Here is a 16,313-nt window from a genome sequence, read left to right on the forward strand (position 1 = left end):
GGGACTGCCAGAATGTCGACATGTCATCAACTCGTGACCTGTCCTTCCGTGGCCACGCCGCGTCCGAGCGCCCGCAGGGGGAAGAGGTCACGGGGCCTGCTCGGCTGCTGACCGGCCGCTGGACCGCCCCCCTGGTGGCCCTGCTCATGGTCCTGCTGGCCGGGGCGGCGATGGGTCTGCTCCCCGGGTCGTCCGATGCGGGCGGCCCCACCTCCCTGCCGGAGGGTGCCGACTCCGCGGAGGTCACCCGCATCACCTCCGAGTTCCCCGGTGGGGACGTGGTGCCCGCGGTGGTCGTGGTGGAGTCCGATGAGGGGGAGCTGGGCCGCGAGGCCCTGGGCGCCCTGGGACAGAAGGGGCAGGAGCTCCTCTCTGCCCTCCCGGAGGACGCCGTCTCCCAGGACGCACAGGTGCAGGGACCGATCCCCAGCGAGGACGGCCAGGCCGCCCTGCTGGTGGTCCCCCTGGACGCCGACGCGATGCAGGCCAACGGGCCGGACATCGTGGAGGACCTGCGTGGGGCGAGCGACGGCCTGGCGCCCGGGACGACCTCGTACGTCACCGGCGCGGCCGGCTTCTCGGCCGACGTGGCCGGGTCCTTCGAGGGCGCGGACTTCCGCCTGCTGGCCGCGACGGCCGTGGTGGTGGCGGTGCTGCTGCTGATCACCTACCGGTCCCCGGTGCTCTGGCTGGTGCCGCTGATCGTCATAGGCCTGGCGGACCGGGTGGCGGCCACCGTGTCCGGCACGGTCAACGAGGCCGCCGACCTGGCCTTCGACGGCTCCACCTCCGGCATCACGAGCGTGCTGGTGTTCGGAGCCGGCACCAACTACGCGCTGCTGCTGGTGAGTCGCTACCGCGACGAGCTGCGAGACACCCCCGACCACCGGCTGGCGTTGGCGCGCGCCTGGCGGGCCGCGCTGCCGGCGATCCTGGCCAGCAACATCACGGTGGTGCTCACGGTCGCCCTGCTGCTGCTGGCGGTGCAGCCCTCCAACCGGGCCCTGGGGCTCTCGACCGGCGTGGGCCTGCTGGTGGCCCTGCTGTTCGCCCTGACCCTGCTGCCCGCACTGCTGGCCCTGTTCGGGCGCGGCCTGTTCTGGCCGTTCGTCCCGCGTCCCGGTGACCGGGACCGGACCCGGTCGGGCATCTGGCACCGCATCGCCACCGCCGTCGTGCGGCGTCCCGCCGTGGTGCTGGCTGCCTCGGTGGTGCTGCTGGGCGTGATGGCACTGGGCCTGGTGGGCACCAAGGTGGGGCTGAGCCAGACCGACCAGTTCCGGGTGGAGGCCGAGTCCGTGACCGGCCTGGAGGCCCTGGAGGAGCACTTCCCCTCCGGCGCGGCCACCCCGTTGTCAGTGCTCGTGCCGGTGCCCGAGGGATCCGGCGTGCAGGCCGACCAGGGAGGACCGCCCGCCGGCGAGGGTGGCGAGTCCGGCCCGCCCGCCGGCGAGGGTGGCGAGTCCGGACCGCCCGCCGGCGAGGGCGGAGGCGGCGAGGGCCCGCCCGCCCCGGAGCTCGCCGAGCCGGCGGCCGACGTGGTCGCGGCCCTGGAGGGAGTCGAGGGCGTCACCGGCGTGCAGCCCCAGGCGAGTGCCACCGTGGACGGCACCACCTGGCAGCAGCTGCAGGTCACCAGTGACGCCGCCCCTGCCAGCGCCGAGGCCCGCCGGGTGGTGGAGGACGTGCGCTCCGCCGCCTCCGGCGCCACGGAGGGCACCCTGGTGGGTGGCAGCGAGGCGCAGGCGGTCGACCAGCGCGCCGGTGTGCTGCGGGACATGACCGTGGTCATCCCCCTCATGCTCGTGATGATCCTGGTGGTGCTGGTGATCGTGCTGCGCTCGTTGGTGGCCCCGGTCCTGCTGGTGATCATCAGCGTGGTGGGCTCCCTGGCAGCGATGGGGGCAGGCGCCCTGCTCAGCGAGCACGTCTTCGGCTTCCCCGCCCTGGACATCTCCGTGCCGCTGTACTCCTTCCTCTTCCTGGTGGCCCTGGGCATCGACTACACGATCTTCCTGGTGGTCCGCGCCCGTGAGGAGCTGGTCTCCGGCCGCGAGCGCACCACCGCATCGGCCATGGTGCGGGCGGTCGCCGCCACCGGCGGCGTCATCACCAGTGCCGGCATCGTGCTCGCCGCGGTGTTCGTGGTGCTGGGCGTGCTGCCCCTCATCACGCTCACCCAGGTGGGCATCGTGGTGGGCCTGGGCATCCTGGTGGACACCTTCCTGGTGCGCACCGTGGTGGTGCCGGCGGTGTTCGACCTGGTGGGCGACAAGGTGTGGTGGCCTGCCCGCCCCGGCCAGCAGGCCGGGGCGCGGGCCCAGCAGCAGGCTGCGCAGCCCGAGGCAGAGCCGGTCCACCGCTGACCCTGGCTGGCCGACCGCAGGTAACGGTTTGGTCAGGACGCCGCCCCCGCAATCCCTGTGGTGATTCACTGGCGCGCATGAACGAGCAGCAGCGCGAACGCGCTCTCGGGGCGGGTGTGGTGGGGGGTCTCGCCGTGGCCATCCTCGTGGCCAGCCAGGCGATCGGCACGGGCGAGCCGGCCCTCTTCATCCCGCAGGCCCACGGTGAGAGCTTCTTCCACGCCGGGGTGGCCGAGGAGAACGTGGCACTCCCCGGGGTGGTGTGGATGGCTCTCCCGGCCTGCCACGACGGCGACCTGGGGGGTGACCCACCCGAGGTCACCGACGTGCGGCTCGTAGGCGCCCAGGGGCTCGAGGTGGAGAAGGTGTTCGTCGACGCGCTGCCGGACGTGCAGAGTGAGAAGGCGCGCAGCATCGAGGGTGGGTCGGGCATCGGGTGGCCGCACTCGGACGACGGGGCTTATGCCTTCGGGAGCCACGTCATCCCCTCGTGCGGCGAGTACGGGGGCGGCCAGCTGGAAGCGGCCCAGCGCATCCACGTGGTCATGCAGGCCCAGGACCTGGGCCCCGAGCGCATTCCCCAGTTCGACGCGCTGGAGGTCGACTGGTCCTCCGGCGACAGCGACAGCACGACCCGGGTGTCGGTGTCCATGGCCTACTGCCCCGAGGGCGCCGCGATGAACGACTGCCACGCCATCGTCGAGGCCGGGAAGGAACGGCGCGACGCGCTGGACAAGGCCTGGGCCGAGGGGCAGGACGCGCCGGACTTCCAGTGGACCCACGGTGAGATGGACGACGTCGCGAACCTGCCGGACATCCGTCAGAACAAGTCGTAGTCCTGCACCGCCATGCGGAAACCCCGCCCATCGGACAGGCGCGTGCACCGCACCCCCGAGGGCCGGCTCTCGCACTGGAAGTCGAAGGCCTCGACCTTCTCCCCGTAGGGCAGGACCGTGTGGTCGATGGTGTTGATCTTGACCACCTCACCCCGCGGCACGATCTCCACCCAGGCCCCGTCGTTCTCCGTCTGCGCGTCCACGAACCGTGAGGAGCGCGAGCAGGTCCACTCCGGGCGGTCCCGGTACAGCTCCACGGTGGGCTCCACGCACTTGGCGGCCGGGACCACCGTGTGCTGGTAGTGGGTGTTGCGGATGTCGCAGGAGACGCCCTGCTCCTCGATCAGGCAGGCCACGTTCTGCGAAGGCATCAGGAAGCCGATGCGCTGGTGCTGCTCCAGGGGCGTCAGGTCCGGGTCCGGGCCGGAGCTCGAACCGCCGGACGACGAGGAATCACCCCCCGACGGCTCGCCCCCGGATTCCGAGCCGCCCTCCTGCGATGCGGAGGACTCACCCACCGACGAGGGCTCACTGGGGTCGACCAGCGGGTCGTCCCCAGCGTCCCCCGCATCCGGGGTGCAGGCCCCGAGCAGGAGCAGCGCCGCAAGGGCCAGAGGCACCGCGCGCTGGGGCCGGGCACTGGAGCTCATGGGGCCCTCCGGTGGATCAGGGGCGACGGATGGAGTCCATCACCGACGGGTCGGCCAGCGTGGAGACGTCACCGACCTCCTTGCCCTCGGCGAGGTCTCGCAGCAGCCGTCGCAAGATCTTGCCAGACCGCGTCTTCGGCAGCTCCGGCACCACCGTGATGTCCCGTGGCCGCGCGATGGGGCCGATCTCCCTGCCCACGTGGGCCCGCAGCTCGGCCACCAGGTCGGTGTCGTCCGCATCGTCACCGCGGGCCTCGGCCGCCTCCCCACGCAGGATCACGTAGGCGACCACGGCCTGACCGGTGGAGGGGTCGGTCGCGCCGACGACGGCAGCCTCGGCCACCGCATCGTGGCTGACGAGGGCGGACTCGATCTCCGAGGTGCTCAGGCGGTGTCCGGAGACGTTCATGACGTCGTCCACACGGCCGAGCACCCAGACGTTGCCGTCCTCGTCGCGCTTGGCCCCGTCGCCCGCGAAGTACATGCCCTCGAAGCGCGACCAGTAGGTGTCGCGGAAGCGCTGCGGGTCGCCCCACACGCCGCGGAGCATGGAGGGCCACGGGTCGCGGATCACCAGGTAGCCGCCCTCACCGTTGCCCACCGACTCACCGGACTCGTCCACGACGTCCACGGTGATGCCGGGCACCGGGGTCTGTGCCGACCCGGGCACCAGCTCGGTCACACCCGGGAGGGGAGCCACCATCATCGCGCCCGTCTCGGTCTGCCACCACGTGTCCACGATGGGGGTGCTCCCGCCACCGATGTGCTCGCGGTACCAGGTCCACGCCTCGGGGTTGATCGGCTCGCCCACGCTGCCCAGCAGGCGCAGCGAGGAGAGGTCGAACCTCGCCGGGATGTCGTCGCCCCACTTCATGGACGCACGGATGGCCGTGGGCGCCGTGTACAGCACGGTGACGCCGTAGTCCTGCACAATCTCCCACCAGCGGCCCTTGTGCGGGGTGTCGGGGGTGCCCTCGTACATCACCTGGGTGACGCCCAGCGACATCGGGCCGTAGACCAGGTAGGAGTGACCAGTGACCCAGCCGACGTCGGCGGTGCACCAGTAGACGTCCTGGCCGGGCTTGAGGTCCAGCACCATCTTGGCGGTGTACGCGGTCTGCGTGAGGTACCCACCGGTGGTGTGGAAGATGCCCTTGGGGGTGCCCGTGGTGCCGGAGGTGTAGAGGATGAACAGGGGGTGCTCGGCCGGCATCGGCTGCGCCTCGTGCTCGGGCTCTGCGGACTCCATGGCCTCGTGCCACCACAGGTCGCGGCCGTCGGTCCAGCCGACGTCCTGGCCGGTGCGGCGCACCACCAGCACCTTGCCCACGGTGGTGTCGCCATTGCCCAGGGCCTCGTCCACGTTGGGCTTCAGCGCGCTCGGCTTGCCCTTGCGGTAGCCGCCGTCGGCGGTGATGACCACCTTGGCCTCAGCGTCCTGCACACGGGCCCGGATGGCGTTGGGCGCGAAGCCACCGAAGACCACCGAGTGGGTGGCGCCGATGCGGGCGCACGCCAGCATGGCCACGACCGTCTCGGGGATCATGGGCAGGTAGATGGCCACGCGGTCACCGGCCTGGACACCCAGGTCCTCGAGCACGTTGGCGGCGCGGCAGGTCTGCTCCAGCAGGTCGTTCCACGTGAGGTCGCGTCGGTCGCCCTCGGGCTCCCCCACCCAGTGGATGGCCACCTCATCGCCACGGCCTGCCTCCACGTGCTGGTCGAGGCAGGCGTAGGAGGCGTTGATCTCACCGTCGGCGAACCAGCGGGCGAACGGCGCCTCCGACCAGTCCAGCACCTGGGTGAAGTCCGTGGCCCACGGCAGCAGCTCCCGCGACTGCTCCGCCCAGAAGGCCTCACGGTCGCCCGCGGCGCGCTCGGCCAGCTCGGCCGTGGCGTTGGCCTGGCCGGCGAACTCCGGCGAGGGCGGGTAGGTCCGGGTGTTCGCGGTCTCCGGCTCGGGGGTCATCGTTCCTCCTCGTGGCGACCGGGGTCGCCGATGGTGGGTGACTCTGCTGACAGCGTAGGCAGGACGCAGGGTGCGGTGCACCCCCGGGTGGGGCACACCGGGGTGTGCGGCGGGGTGTGCGGCGGGGCCACCGCGCCGTGTGGCGAAGTGGTTCCCTGGCCGCCCTGCCGTGTGACCAAGGGGTCGCTTCCTCACCGCGCCGTGTGGCGCAGTGGTCGCCTGGGCAACCACTTCGCCACACGGGAGAGGGCTTGGCAGCGAGAACGTCACACGCGCGCACCCTCCCCGGCCCGATGGGGGTCGTGGCCCGGACCAGCGGCATCGAGTCGTCGCTGTTGGGGCGGGGCGATCCACTCGTCGCTGTTGGGCCTGATCCGGCCCGATTCGCCCCAGCAGCGACGAACAGTTGGGGTGCGCCGCAGGAACCCGGGTGGGCGCGCCCCTGGGCGGGGCGCACCACGCCCTGGGCCTCAGTGCTCCGTGGCCTCCTCGGCACCGGCACCGGTGAGCGAACGCACCTCGAACTCGGCGAACTTCTCGCGGCTGGAGGCCTCGCTGCTGGTGATCGTGCCCAGCCAACCGAGGAAGAAGCCCAGCGGAATGGAGATGATCCCCGGGTTGTCCAACGGGAAGATCGAGAAGTCGATGTTCGGGTCGGTGATCATCGACAGGCTCTTGCCGGAGGCGTCGACCTTGCCGGACACCACGGGGCTGAACAGGATCAGCACCAACGCCGAGCCCAGGCCGCCGTACATGCTCCACAGGGCGCCGCGGGTGTTGAACCGCTTCCAGAAGAGCGAGTACAGGATCGTCGGCAGGTTGGCCGAGGCCGCCACCGCAAAGGCCAACGCCACCAGGAAGGCGATGTTCTGACCGTTGGCCAGGATGCCTCCGACGATCGCCACCGCACCGATCGCAAGGGCCGCGATGCGGGCGACGCGCACCTCCTCGGCCTGGCTCACCGACTGCCCGTGCTTGATGACGTTCGTGTAGATGTCGTGCGCGAAGGAGGCCGACGCCGTGATGGTGAGTCCGGCCACCACCGCGAGGATGGTGGCGAACGCGACGCCGGCAATGACCGCCAGGAACACCTCGCCACCCAGCTCGAAGGCCAGCAGCGGTGCCGCGGAGTTGGCGCGACCCGGGGCGGCCAGGATGCGCTCCGGACCCACGATGGCGGCGGCACCGAAACCGATGACCAGCGTCAACAGGTAGAAGCCACCGATGAGCCAGATGGCCCACACCACCGAGCGACGGGCCTCCTTGGAGGTGGGCACCGTGTAGAAGCGCATGAGCACGTGCGGCAGACCCGCGGTGCCCAGCACCAGTGCGAGCGCCAGGGAGACGAAGTCGAGCTGCGTCAGGGTGGACTTGCCGTACTGCAGGCCGGGCGACAGCATCGCGTCCCCGTGCGGACTCTTGGCGGCGGCGGCCTGGAGCACCCCGCCGAAGTCGAATCCGTACAGGGCCAGCACCCACACGGTCATGATGAGCGTGCCTGCAATGAGTAGGACGGCCTTGACCATCTGCACCCAGGTGGTGCCCTTCATGCCGCCCACCAGCACGTAGGCCAGCATCACGACACCCACGACGGCGATCACCAGGCTCTGCGCCACGCGGCCGTCGACGCCTAGCAGCAACGCCACCAGACCACCGGCGCCGGCCATCTGGGCCAGCAGGTAGAAGAAGCTCACCGCCAGCGTGGAGAGGGCCGCAGCCATGCGGACCGGCCGCTGGCGCAGGCGGAAGCTGAGCACGTCGGCCATGGTGAAGCGGCCGGTGTTGCGCAGCAGCTCGGCCACCAGCAGCAGCGCCACCAGCCAGGCCACGAGGAAGCCGATGGAGTACAGGAAGCCGTCGTAGCCGTTGATGGCGATGGCGCCCGCGATGCCCAGGAAGGACGCCGCCGAGAGGTAGTCACCGGCGATGGCCAGGCCGTTCTGGCGGCCGGAGAACGACCGCCCGCCGGCGTAGAAGTCCTCCGCGCTGCGGCCACCGCGGGCCACACGCAGCACGATGCCGAGCGTGCCCACCACGAACAGGACGAAGACCCCGATGTTGATCCACGGGTTGCCGATGTCGGTCATGCCGCACCTCCCTGGGTGAGGCCGGGCTGGTGGGACAGGACGTCGGACGCGAGGCGGTCGGCCTCCGCATCGAACTTCCGGTCGGCCCAGCGGGCGTAGAGCATGGTGATGACGAAGGTGGAGACGAACTGGCCCAACCCCATCAGGAGGCCCACGTTCAGCCACCCGACGACCTCACGCCCCATGAACCCGGGAGCGAACACGGCCAGCAGGACGTACAGGAAGTACCAGACCAGGAACAGGGCCGTGACCGGGAAGACCCAGCCGCGGAAGCTCCGGCGCAGGGCCTCGAACTCAGGCGTCTGCTGGACGGCGAGATAACCCTCGCTCAGGTGGTGCCGGTCGGGGTCGACCGGCGGAGGTGCTGTGGACACGATTCCTCCTCGGGGACGTGGTGCACCCAGAAGAATCCACCCGGCCGCCCCGCGAGTGAACGAGGCGGCCGGAGCTGATGCGGAATCGAGACCTCTTGGCGGTCAGCCCAGCTCGCGCTTCAGGATCTTGCCGGTGGGGCCCTTCGGCAGCTCGGCCAGGAAGTGGACGTGGCGCGGGTACTTGTAGGCGGCCAGCTGGTCCTTCGCGTGGGTGCGCAGCTCGTCGGCGAGCGCCCGCGCGGCGGGCGACTCCGCATCGGACAGGGCGGCCTCGTCGAGCTCCCCGGGCTGGGCGACGACGTAGGCGGTCACCTCCTCGCCGAGCTCCGGGTGCGCCGAGCCCACCACCGCGGCCTCCAGGACCTTCGGGTGCTCGTACAGGACCTCCTCCACCTCCCGCGGGTACACGTTGGTGCCCCCGCGGATGATGAGGTCCTTCACGCGATCGACGATGAAGAAGAAGCCGTCGGTGTCCACCCGGCCCAGGTCGCCGGAGTGGAACCAGCCGTCGCGGATCGCCCGCTCGGTGGCCTCGGGGTTGTCCCAGTAGCCCTTCATGATGTTCTCGCCGCGGATCACGACCTCGCCCACCTCGCCGGGCTCCACCGGCTGGTCGGTCACGGGGTCGAGGATCGCCATCTCCACCCCGCGGATGGGGTGGCCGATGCTGCCGGCGCGGGTGCGGCCCGGGTGGTTGAAGCAGGCCACCGGGGAGGTCTCCGACAGGCCGTAGCCCTCCAGGATGTCGGCGCCGAAGGTCTGCTCGAAGGCGCGGAGGGTCTCCATCGGCAGGGACGACCCGCCCGAGACACAGCGGCGCAGGGTGGAGGTGTCCACCGGCGGCCTGCCCTCGGCCTCGCGGGCCTTCGCGGCGGCGATGAGGCCGCCGTACATGGTGGGCACGCCCTCGAAGACGTTCACCGCATCGCGCTCGATCATCTCCAGCGCCTTGCCGGCCTCGAAGCGCGGCAGCAGCGTGAGCGTGGCCCCGGCGACCACGCTGGTGTTGAGCGCGCAGGTCATACCGAACACGTGGAACAGCGGCAGGCAACCCATCACCACCTCGCCCGGCTCCAGGTGGACCAGCGTCTCCTGCGTGGCGAGCACGTTGGTGCGCAGGTTCTCGTGCGTTAGCTCCGCACCCTTGGGGCTGCCGGTGGTGCCGGAGGTGTAGAGGATCACCGCGGTGTCCCCGGGGGCCTTGTCAGCCACCTCGGTGACCGGCTGGCCCAGGAAGGGGGTCAGGCCCTGGGCGGGGTCGATGAGGTGCGCGGTCACCCCGTGGCGCTCGGCCACCCCGCCCACGTCACCGCCCAGCGCGGCGCCGGCCTCACCCCCCAGGGCCACGATGTGGGTGGCCCCCGAGTCCTTGAGGTAGTGGGTGATCTCGCGGTCGCGGAGCAACGGGTTCATGGGGACCACGACGGCCCCCAGCGACAGGGCGGCGTAGTAGAAGGGCACGAACGGGATGACGTTGGGCAGCATCAAGCAGATCCGGTCGCCCTCCCCCAGGCCCTTGTCCCGCAGGTAGCCGGCTACGGCAGCCGTGGCGCCCCGGAGCTCGGCGTAGGTGAGGCGGGTGTCGTCCTGGATGAGGGCCACCCCCTGCGCGTGCTTCTCGGCGGTGTCGGTGAGAAAGGTGGCGATGTTCATGGGGCCATCCCACCACCGGGGCCCCCCGCGACGCGAGGGGTCGGTGGTCACGATTCGGCAGCGATCCGGCCCGCCACCCCCTGTCAGGGGCGGCGGGCCGGTGCCGTGGGTGGGTGGCTCAGACCGCCTGCAGTCCGCGGCGGCCGTCCTCCAGCGCGAAGCGGGCGTCGGTACGGACGGCGCCACCGCGGGAGCTGACGGTGTCGACGGCGCGGAAGGTCCCCGTCATCGAGTCGGCGGTCAGGTCCAGGCGCAGGTATCCACGAGTGGTCTCGTGGTAGCGGATGTGGGGGTTGTCGGCGTCCCCGGTGAACTGCGAGTCCTTGCCGTCCCCGCCGGAGGTGACCGAGGTGGTGACGAACTCCGAGCCCAACGTCACCCGGCCCGAGTCCGTGGTGCGCCACAGGTCGTTCGCGAAGGACTCGTGTACGTCACCGGTGAGTACCACCGGGTTGCGGGCACCAGAGCGCTCCAGGCTCGTGAGCAGCCGGTCCTTGGCGGCCACGTACCCGTCCCAGGCGTCCTGGTTGGTGAGGAACCCGGGGCCGGCCATCATGTCGTACTGCGCCACCATCACCTGCTGGCCCAGCAGGTCCCAGCGCGCTCCCGAGGTGCGCAGTCCCTCATCAAGCCAGGCCTCCTGGGTGGACCCCAGCATGGTGCGGCGGGAGTCGTAGGTGCCGGGCACCGGGCCGATGAGGCCGGTCTGGTTCGACCGGTACTGGCGCGTGTCCAGCACGTGCAGCGTGGCCATGCGCCCCCAGGTGAGGCGACGGTAGAGCTGGATGCCGTCGGCGCCCGGGACCGAGCTGCGGCGCAGCGGCATGTTCTCCCAGTAGGCGCGGAAACCGGCGGCACGGCGCTCGGCGAAGGCCGGCACCTTGCCCCAGACCTCGTGGTAGAGCCCGGCCCAGTCGTTGTCGACCTCGTGGTCGTCGAAGACCACCACCCAGGGGGCGGCGGCGTGCGCGGCCTGCAGGTCCGCATCGGTCTTGTAGAGGGCGTGACGTCGGCGGTAGTCGGCCAGCGAGTAGATCTCCCCGCCCACCATCTTGCGGGCACGGCCGGAGGAGACGGGGTAGCCCAGCGGGCCGTGCTCGTAGATGTAGTCGCCCAGGTGGAGCACCAGGTCGGGCTGCTCGGCGGCGAGGTGGCGGTAGGCGGTGAAGAACCCGTGCTCCCACTGCGCGCAGGAGGCGACGGCGAGGGTGGCGCGCTCGTCGCTGCCCGGGGCCGGGGCGGTGCGCGTGCGACCCACCGGGGAGAGGTGGCCGTTGGCCCGGAAGCGGTAGGCGAACCGGGCGGAGGAGGGCAGGCCGGCGAGCTCAATGTGGATGCTGTGGCCCACACTGGCGTCGGTGGTCACCGTGCCGCGGCGCACGACGCGGCGGAAGGACTCATCGGTGGCGAGCTCCCACTCGACCGTGGTGGAACGGGTGCCCAGGCCGCCGAGGCCGTCGGGGGCCACGGGGTTGGTCGCCAGGCGTGTCCACAGCACCACGCCGTCGGGGGTGGGGTCACCCGAGGCGACGCCCAGGGTGAACGGGTAGGCATCGCCGGCGGTGGCCTGACCCGTGGCCAGGGCTAGGGCGCCGAGCGTGGCGGCGCCGGTGGCCAGGACCAGGCGGCGGGAGGGCGAGGCGCCGGGTGCGGTGCGCGATGCGGTCGGCTGCTCGGGCCACGAGGAGTCGACGGGCAGGGCGCCGGATGTGGTGTGGGGCAGGGATTTCGTGGGGGTCATGGACGATGAGGGTGGCGCACCCGGGTGGTGCGCCGGTGCTCTTCGGGTGAACGGCGGCTGAACTTTGGCTCAGGACTCACCCACGTGGGGGACTCACCCCATCTGTCCAACGCGGGAGCAGACGCCCCGGTCGGTGCCGGGGCCGGCTCCTCACAGGCCGCCGAGGAGTCAACCACGGTCGCACAACAGTTTTGGCGCACTCGAGCCCCACGGCGCCTACGCTCGGGTCATGCGCACCCCCTTCGCCCCGCTGCTGCAGGAGCTCTCCCGGTTCGGTTCCGCGCAGTTCGTGCGCCAGGTCCCGCGGGATCACCGGGCCGACCCCCGCCAGCTGCGGCGACGGCAGGTCGTGGTGGCCTTGACCCTGCTGGTGGGCACCGTCTTCCTCGCATGGTCGCTGCGCTCCGAGCCGGGATCGGCCTCGTTCTACGGCGCGGCCACCGCGCTGGCCATCACGTGGACGGCGGGCTCGTTCGCCTCCGGCCCGCTGCACCTGGGCTGGGCCCACACCCGCTCCGGCGACCGCTACGTCCGGCCCGTCCTGCAGCCCGTCCTCGTGGCCCTGGGCGTGATCGCCCTGTTCATGGTCGGTGCCCTGGTGGCCGCCCGCATCCCAGTCCTGTCGGCCAGCGTCGATGCGGTACTCGACCACGCGCGCCTGGGCATCCTGCCGCTGGTGGTCGCCCTCGCCCTGGCCAACGGGGTCGCCGAGGAGCTGTTCTTCCGCGGCGCCATGTACTCGGCCACCCCGTGGCGGCCGGTGCTGGTCACCACGGTGGTCTACACGCTGACGACCATCGCCACCGGGTCCTTGGGGCTGGTTCTGGCCGCCGCCGTGCTGGGGTGGGTGGTGGGCCTGCAGCGTCGCGTGACCGGCGGCATCCTGGCGCCGGTGCTCATCCACTGCACCTGGTCGCTGGGCATGCTGTTGGTCCTCCCCGCTGTGATGGACCGGGCAGTCTGAGGGGGGCGCGGGTGGGCCAGCGCGCGCCTACGCTGGGGGCATGACCACCTCCGGGAACCCCACGGGGACCACCACAGGACAGGCCCTCGTCACGGGCGCCACCGGCTACATCGGCTCGCGCTTGGTCCCGGCGCTGCTGGAGGCAGGGTGGCAGGTGCGCGTGCTGGCCCGCTCCCCGGAGAAGCTCGAAGGCCGCCCGTGGGCCGATGACGTGGAGGTCACCGCCGGTGACGCGACCTCCCCCGACGACCTCGAGCAGGCGCTCGATGGGGTGGACGTCGCTTACTACCTGTTGCACTCGATGGACGGCGAGGGCGACTTCGTGGACCGCGAGCGGTCGATGGCGCAGACCTTCGCCGACGCGTGTGACGCCGCCGAGGTGGGCCGCATCGTGTACCTGGGCGGCATGCACCCGCACAACGAGCCGCTGTCCGCCCACCTGTACAGCCGCAAGGCCGTGGGCGACGTCTTCCTGGCCGCCCGGACACCGGCCGCGGTGCTGCAGGCCGCCGTCATCATCGGTGCCGGGTCGGCCAGCTTCGAGATGCTGCGCCACCTCACCGACCGACTGCCGGTGATGCTGGCCCCACGTTGGCTGGACAACAAGATCCAACCCATCGCGGTGGCCGACGTGCTGCACTACCTGGTGGGCGCGGCCTCCCTGCCGGCTGAGCTCAACCGGTCCTTCGACATCGGCGGCGACGAGGTGCTCCGCTTCCGCGACATGCTGGTGCGCTACGGCCAGGTGGCCGGCCTGCGACGCCGCCGCATCGCCCTGGCGCCGGTGATGACCCCCTGGCTCGCCAGCCACTGGGTGGGCCTGGTGACGCCGGTGCCCGCCGGCGTGGCCAAGCCGCTGGTCGGCTCGCTGGTGCACGAGGTGGTGGTCAAGGACGGTCGCGCGCTGGAGGAGTTCACCGGCGCCCCGGCCGGCGGGCACACCCCGTTCGACGACGCCGTGGCACGCGCCCTGGTCCGGGCCGATGCGGTGGACCCCGCGGCCGAGGGCGAGGAGCCCGCCGACGCGCTGCCGGGCGACCCCGCGTGGGTGGGCCGCCAGCAGCGAACCGAGACCTGGCGCAGCATCGTCGACGCGCCGGCGGACGACCTGTGGACTGAGGTGGAGTCCATCGGCTCGAGCGGCTCGCTGGGCCCCCGGGGCGCGCTGGGCCCGTGGGCCCTTGAGTCGACGGATCAGGAGGGTACGACCCGCTCGGTGCGGCTCCGTTCCACCCGCGCCCTGCCCGGGACGGCGCGGCTGACCCTCTCGGTCACCCCCGCCCCCCACGATGCGGGGCAGTCCCTCCTGACCCAGGAGGTCACCTTCGTGCCCCACGGGCTGGCTGGAGAGACCTCCTGGTGGGGCTCCTACCCCGCCCACCACGCCCTGTTCACGCGGGTGCACCAGGGCATCGTGGAGCGCGCCCGGGCCCGCTGAGGCGCCGGCCCGGGGTGGCTGCCCCCCTCGGGTCCACCCACGCATCGCGCCGCCCCACCCGCCGCGTGCGCGCTGCGGCCCGTGGTGCGAGGCTGGGCACCATGCGCAGCATCGTCTTCGAGAAGCACGGCGGGACCGAGGTCCTGCAGGTCCGCGAGTCCGACGACCCCACCCCGGGTGCCGGGGAGGTCGTGGTGGAGGTCGCCCGAGCGGGCGTCAACTTCATCGACACCTACTACCGCGAAGGCCTCTACCCGGCGGAGCTCCCGCTGACCGCGGGCAACGAGGGAGTGGGCGCGGTCAGCGCCGTCGGCGAGGGCGTCACGGACGTGGCCGTGGGCGACCGGGTGGCCTGGTGCCTGGTCAACGGGCAGGGCTACACCACGCACGCGGTGGTGCCGGCCGAGAAGACCGTGCCGGTGCCCGATGCGGTGTCGGACGAGCAGGCCGTCGCGGCGATGGTGCAGGGCATGACCGCGCACTTCCTCGCCCGCGAGGTGTGGCCGCTGCACGCCGGTGACACGGTGCTGGTGCACGCGGTGGCCGGTGGCGTCGGGCTGCTCCTGACGCAGGTGCTCGCGGCGGACGGGGTCGAGGTGATCGGCACCTGCTCCACCGAGGCCAAGGCCGAGGCGGGCCGGGCGGCCGGGGCGAGCCACATCATCCGCTACGACCACGAGGACGTCACCGAGCGGGTCCGCGAGATCACCGACGGCGCCGGGGTCCGGGTGGTGTTCGACGGCGTGGGTGCCAGCACCTTCAACGCGTCGCTGGACTCGTTGTCCCCGCGTGGCCTGCTCTGCCTCTTCGGCGCGGCGAGCGGGCCGGTGCCCCCGGTGGACCCGCAGCGCCTCAACGCCGGTGGGGGGCTGTACCTGACCCGCCCGGGCATGGCCACCTACGTCTCCACCCGCGAGGAGCTGCTGCACCACTCCTCGGCCGTCTTCGCGATGGTGGCCGACGGCTCCCTGGAGCTCACGATCGGCGAGACCTACCCGATGACCGAGGCGGCCCGCGCCCAGGAGGACCTCACGGGGCGCCGCACCAGCGGCAAGCTGCTGCTGGACCCCTCGGCCTGACCGACGCCCGCCGGCACCACGCCCCGCCCGCACCACGCCCCCGCCGGGTCGTGACCCCGGGCCATGACTCCGGTCACGGTGGGGGCGTGATGCCGGTCGTGGGCGCCCGCCTCGCCACCCCGGCACCGTGGGGGGCATGGAACGAACCAGCGACTCCCTGCCCCCCGCCGCCGACGCGGCGCCCGTGCTCGACCTGCGCGGGGTCCACAAGTCCTTCGGCCGCGGCGCCCGCCGGGTCGATGCGGTGCGCGGCGTCGACCTGACCGTGCACCGCGGCGACGTGGTGGCCCTGCTGGGCCACAACGGCGCCGGCAAGTCCGTCACCCTCGACATGGCGCTGGGCCTGCAGGCCCCCTCCTCGGGCGAGGTGCGGGTCTGCGGCGACCGCCCGTCCCGCGCGGTGTCCGCCGGCCGGGTGGGCGCGATGCTGCAGTCCGGCGCGCTGCTCGACGACCTGCGCGTGGCCGAGACCGTCCGCGCGGTCGCCAGCCTGCACCCCGGCGGCCGCCGCCGCGTGGGCTCGGTGATGGACCGCGCCGGCCTGACCCCGTTGGCCACCCGGCGCGTCAGCCGCTGCAGCGGGGGCGAGAAGCAGCGGCTGCGCTTCGCCCTGGCGCTGCTGCCCGACCCCGACCTGATGGTGCTCGACGAGCCCACCGCCGGCATGGACGTCTCCGCCCGGCAGGAGTTCTGGGAGGTGGTCAGCGCCGAGGCGCAGGCGGGACGCACCATCGTCTTCGCCACCCACTACCTCGCGGAGGCCGAGGAGTACGCACCCCGGACCGTGTTGATGGCCGGCGGCCGCGTGATCGCCGACGACACCACCGAGGCCGTCCGCTCGCGGGTCCCCGGCCGGGTGCTCACCTGCACCACCCCCGATGCGGGACGCCTCGCCCAGCAGCTGGCGGGCGAGCCCGACGTGGTCGACGTCCGTACACCCACCCCCGACCGGCTGGAGATGCGGGTGACGGACTCCGACCGCTTCGCCCGGCTGGCCCTCACCGAGTGGCGGGCCACGGGCCTGCAGATCGTGCCGCTGGGCCTGGACGAGGCCTTCGCCGAGCTCACCCGGGAGGCGGCCGACCCGCAGGGCGGCACCGACCCGGACCAGTCCACCTCGCCCGCCCGCCCCGCGCCTGCGGCCACCGCCGCCTGA

Annotated in this window: 12 protein-coding genes; 6 read left to right on the forward strand and 6 right to left on the reverse strand. The window is 72.3% G+C overall.

What is annotated here, in order from left to right; all coding sequences use genetic code 11:
• The first annotated feature begins 20 nt into the window (after nt 1-20).
• Nucleotides 21-2,366 carry an MMPL family transporter gene (locus tag ACEY2A_RS08890; protein ID WP_374928247.1) on the forward strand — a complete coding sequence of 782 codons (2,346 nt, stop codon included), beginning with the start codon at nt 21-23 and terminating at the stop codon, nt 2,364-2,366.
• Between the two features lie 77 nt (nt 2,367-2,443).
• Nucleotides 2,444-3,202, forward strand: a complete 759-nt coding sequence (locus ACEY2A_RS08895; RefSeq protein ID WP_374928248.1) for a hypothetical protein — start codon at nt 2,444-2,446, stop codon at nt 3,200-3,202.
• Here the strand turns inward: ACEY2A_RS08895 and ACEY2A_RS08900 are convergent.
• The 6 genes from ACEY2A_RS08900 to ACEY2A_RS08925 all read right to left on the reverse strand — a co-directional run bounded on the left by ACEY2A_RS08900 (nt 3,187) and on the right by ACEY2A_RS08925 (nt 11,676).
• Nucleotides 3,187-3,852 carry a hypothetical protein gene (locus ACEY2A_RS08900; RefSeq protein ID WP_374928249.1) on the reverse strand — a complete coding sequence of 222 codons (666 nt, stop codon included), beginning with the start codon at nt 3,850-3,852 and terminating at the stop codon, nt 3,187-3,189. The genes ACEY2A_RS08895 and ACEY2A_RS08900 overlap by 16 nt on opposite strands.
• A gap of 16 nt (nt 3,853-3,868) precedes the next feature.
• On the reverse strand, nt 3,869-5,821 hold the full coding sequence (gene acs / locus ACEY2A_RS08905; protein WP_374928250.1) for an acetate--CoA ligase: 1,953 nt from the start codon (nt 5,819-5,821) through the stop codon (nt 3,869-3,871).
• Nucleotides 5,822-6,291: 470 nt separating this feature from the next.
• A complete protein-coding gene (locus ACEY2A_RS08910) occupies nt 6,292-7,908 on the reverse strand; it encodes a cation acetate symporter (RefSeq protein ID WP_374928251.1) in 1,617 nt (538 codons plus the stop codon).
• Nucleotides 7,905-8,285, reverse strand: a complete 381-nt coding sequence (locus tag ACEY2A_RS08915; RefSeq protein WP_374929988.1) for a DUF485 domain-containing protein — start codon at nt 8,283-8,285, stop codon at nt 7,905-7,907. Before ACEY2A_RS08915 ends, ACEY2A_RS08910 begins: the two co-directional genes overlap by 4 nt.
• A 99-nt stretch (nt 8,286-8,384) precedes the next feature.
• Nucleotides 8,385-9,935, reverse strand: coding sequence for a long-chain fatty acid--CoA ligase (locus ACEY2A_RS08920; protein ID WP_374928252.1), 1,551 nt, complete (start codon nt 9,933-9,935; stop codon nt 8,385-8,387).
• Between the two features lie 118 nt (nt 9,936-10,053).
• Nucleotides 10,054-11,676 (reverse strand): alkaline phosphatase D family protein, encoded by a 1,623-nt coding sequence (locus ACEY2A_RS08925; RefSeq protein ID WP_374928253.1) that lies wholly within the window; start codon nt 11,674-11,676, stop codon nt 10,054-10,056.
• Between the two features lie 229 nt (nt 11,677-11,905).
• Between ACEY2A_RS08925 and ACEY2A_RS08930 the strand changes: the two genes are divergently transcribed.
• The 4 genes from ACEY2A_RS08930 to ACEY2A_RS08945 all read left to right on the forward strand — a co-directional run bounded on the left by ACEY2A_RS08930 (nt 11,906) and on the right by ACEY2A_RS08945 (nt 16,313).
• Nucleotides 11,906-12,640: a type II CAAX prenyl endopeptidase Rce1 family protein gene (locus ACEY2A_RS08930; protein WP_374928254.1), complete on the forward strand. Its 735-nt coding sequence runs from the start codon at nt 11,906-11,908 to the stop codon at nt 12,638-12,640.
• Nucleotides 12,641-12,680: 40 nt separating this feature from the next.
• Nucleotides 12,681-14,078 carry an NAD(P)H-binding protein gene (locus ACEY2A_RS08935; RefSeq protein ID WP_374928255.1) on the forward strand — a complete coding sequence of 466 codons (1,398 nt, stop codon included), beginning with the start codon at nt 12,681-12,683 and terminating at the stop codon, nt 14,076-14,078.
• 101 nt (nt 14,079-14,179) lie between these two features.
• A complete protein-coding gene (locus ACEY2A_RS08940) occupies nt 14,180-15,157 on the forward strand; it encodes a quinone oxidoreductase (RefSeq protein ID WP_374928256.1) in 978 nt (325 codons plus the stop codon).
• A 136-nt stretch (nt 15,158-15,293) separates the two neighbouring features.
• Nucleotides 15,294-16,313: an ABC transporter ATP-binding protein gene (locus tag ACEY2A_RS08945; protein WP_374928257.1), complete on the forward strand. Its 1,020-nt coding sequence runs from the start codon at nt 15,294-15,296 to the stop codon at nt 16,311-16,313.

The organism is Kytococcus sedentarius, from assembly GCF_041937525.1.
Taxonomy (GTDB): Bacteria; Actinomycetota; Actinomycetes; order Actinomycetales; family Dermatophilaceae; genus Kytococcus; species Kytococcus sedentarius_A.

Bases quoted from the DNA above. Each gene is read 5' to 3' on its own strand.
- acs (WP_374928250.1), bottom strand. From the start codon at position 5,821: ATGACCCCCGAGCCGGAGACCGCGAACACCCGGACCTACCCGCCCTCG.
- ACEY2A_RS08940 (WP_374928256.1), top strand. From the start codon at position 14,180: ATGCGCAGCATCGTCTTCGAGAAGCACGGCGGGACCGAGGTCCTGCAG.
- ACEY2A_RS08930 (WP_374928254.1), top strand. From the start codon at position 11,906: ATGCGCACCCCCTTCGCCCCGCTGCTGCAGGAGCTCTCCCGGTTCGGT.
- ACEY2A_RS08895 (WP_374928248.1), top strand. From the start codon at position 2,444: ATGAACGAGCAGCAGCGCGAACGCGCTCTCGGGGCGGGTGTGGTGGGG.
- ACEY2A_RS08925 (WP_374928253.1), bottom strand. From the start codon at position 11,676: ATGACCCCCACGAAATCCCTGCCCCACACCACATCCGGCGCCCTGCCC.
- ACEY2A_RS08910 (WP_374928251.1), bottom strand. From the start codon at position 7,908: ATGACCGACATCGGCAACCCGTGGATCAACATCGGGGTCTTCGTCCTG.
- ACEY2A_RS08945 (WP_374928257.1), top strand. From the start codon at position 15,294: ATGGAACGAACCAGCGACTCCCTGCCCCCCGCCGCCGACGCGGCGCCC.
- ACEY2A_RS08920 (WP_374928252.1), bottom strand. From the start codon at position 9,935: ATGAACATCGCCACCTTTCTCACCGACACCGCCGAGAAGCACGCGCAG.
- ACEY2A_RS08890 (WP_374928247.1), top strand. From the start codon at position 21: ATGTCATCAACTCGTGACCTGTCCTTCCGTGGCCACGCCGCGTCCGAG.
- ACEY2A_RS08935 (WP_374928255.1), top strand. From the start codon at position 12,681: ATGACCACCTCCGGGAACCCCACGGGGACCACCACAGGACAGGCCCTC.
- ACEY2A_RS08900 (WP_374928249.1), bottom strand. From the start codon at position 3,852: ATGAGCTCCAGTGCCCGGCCCCAGCGCGCGGTGCCTCTGGCCCTTGCG.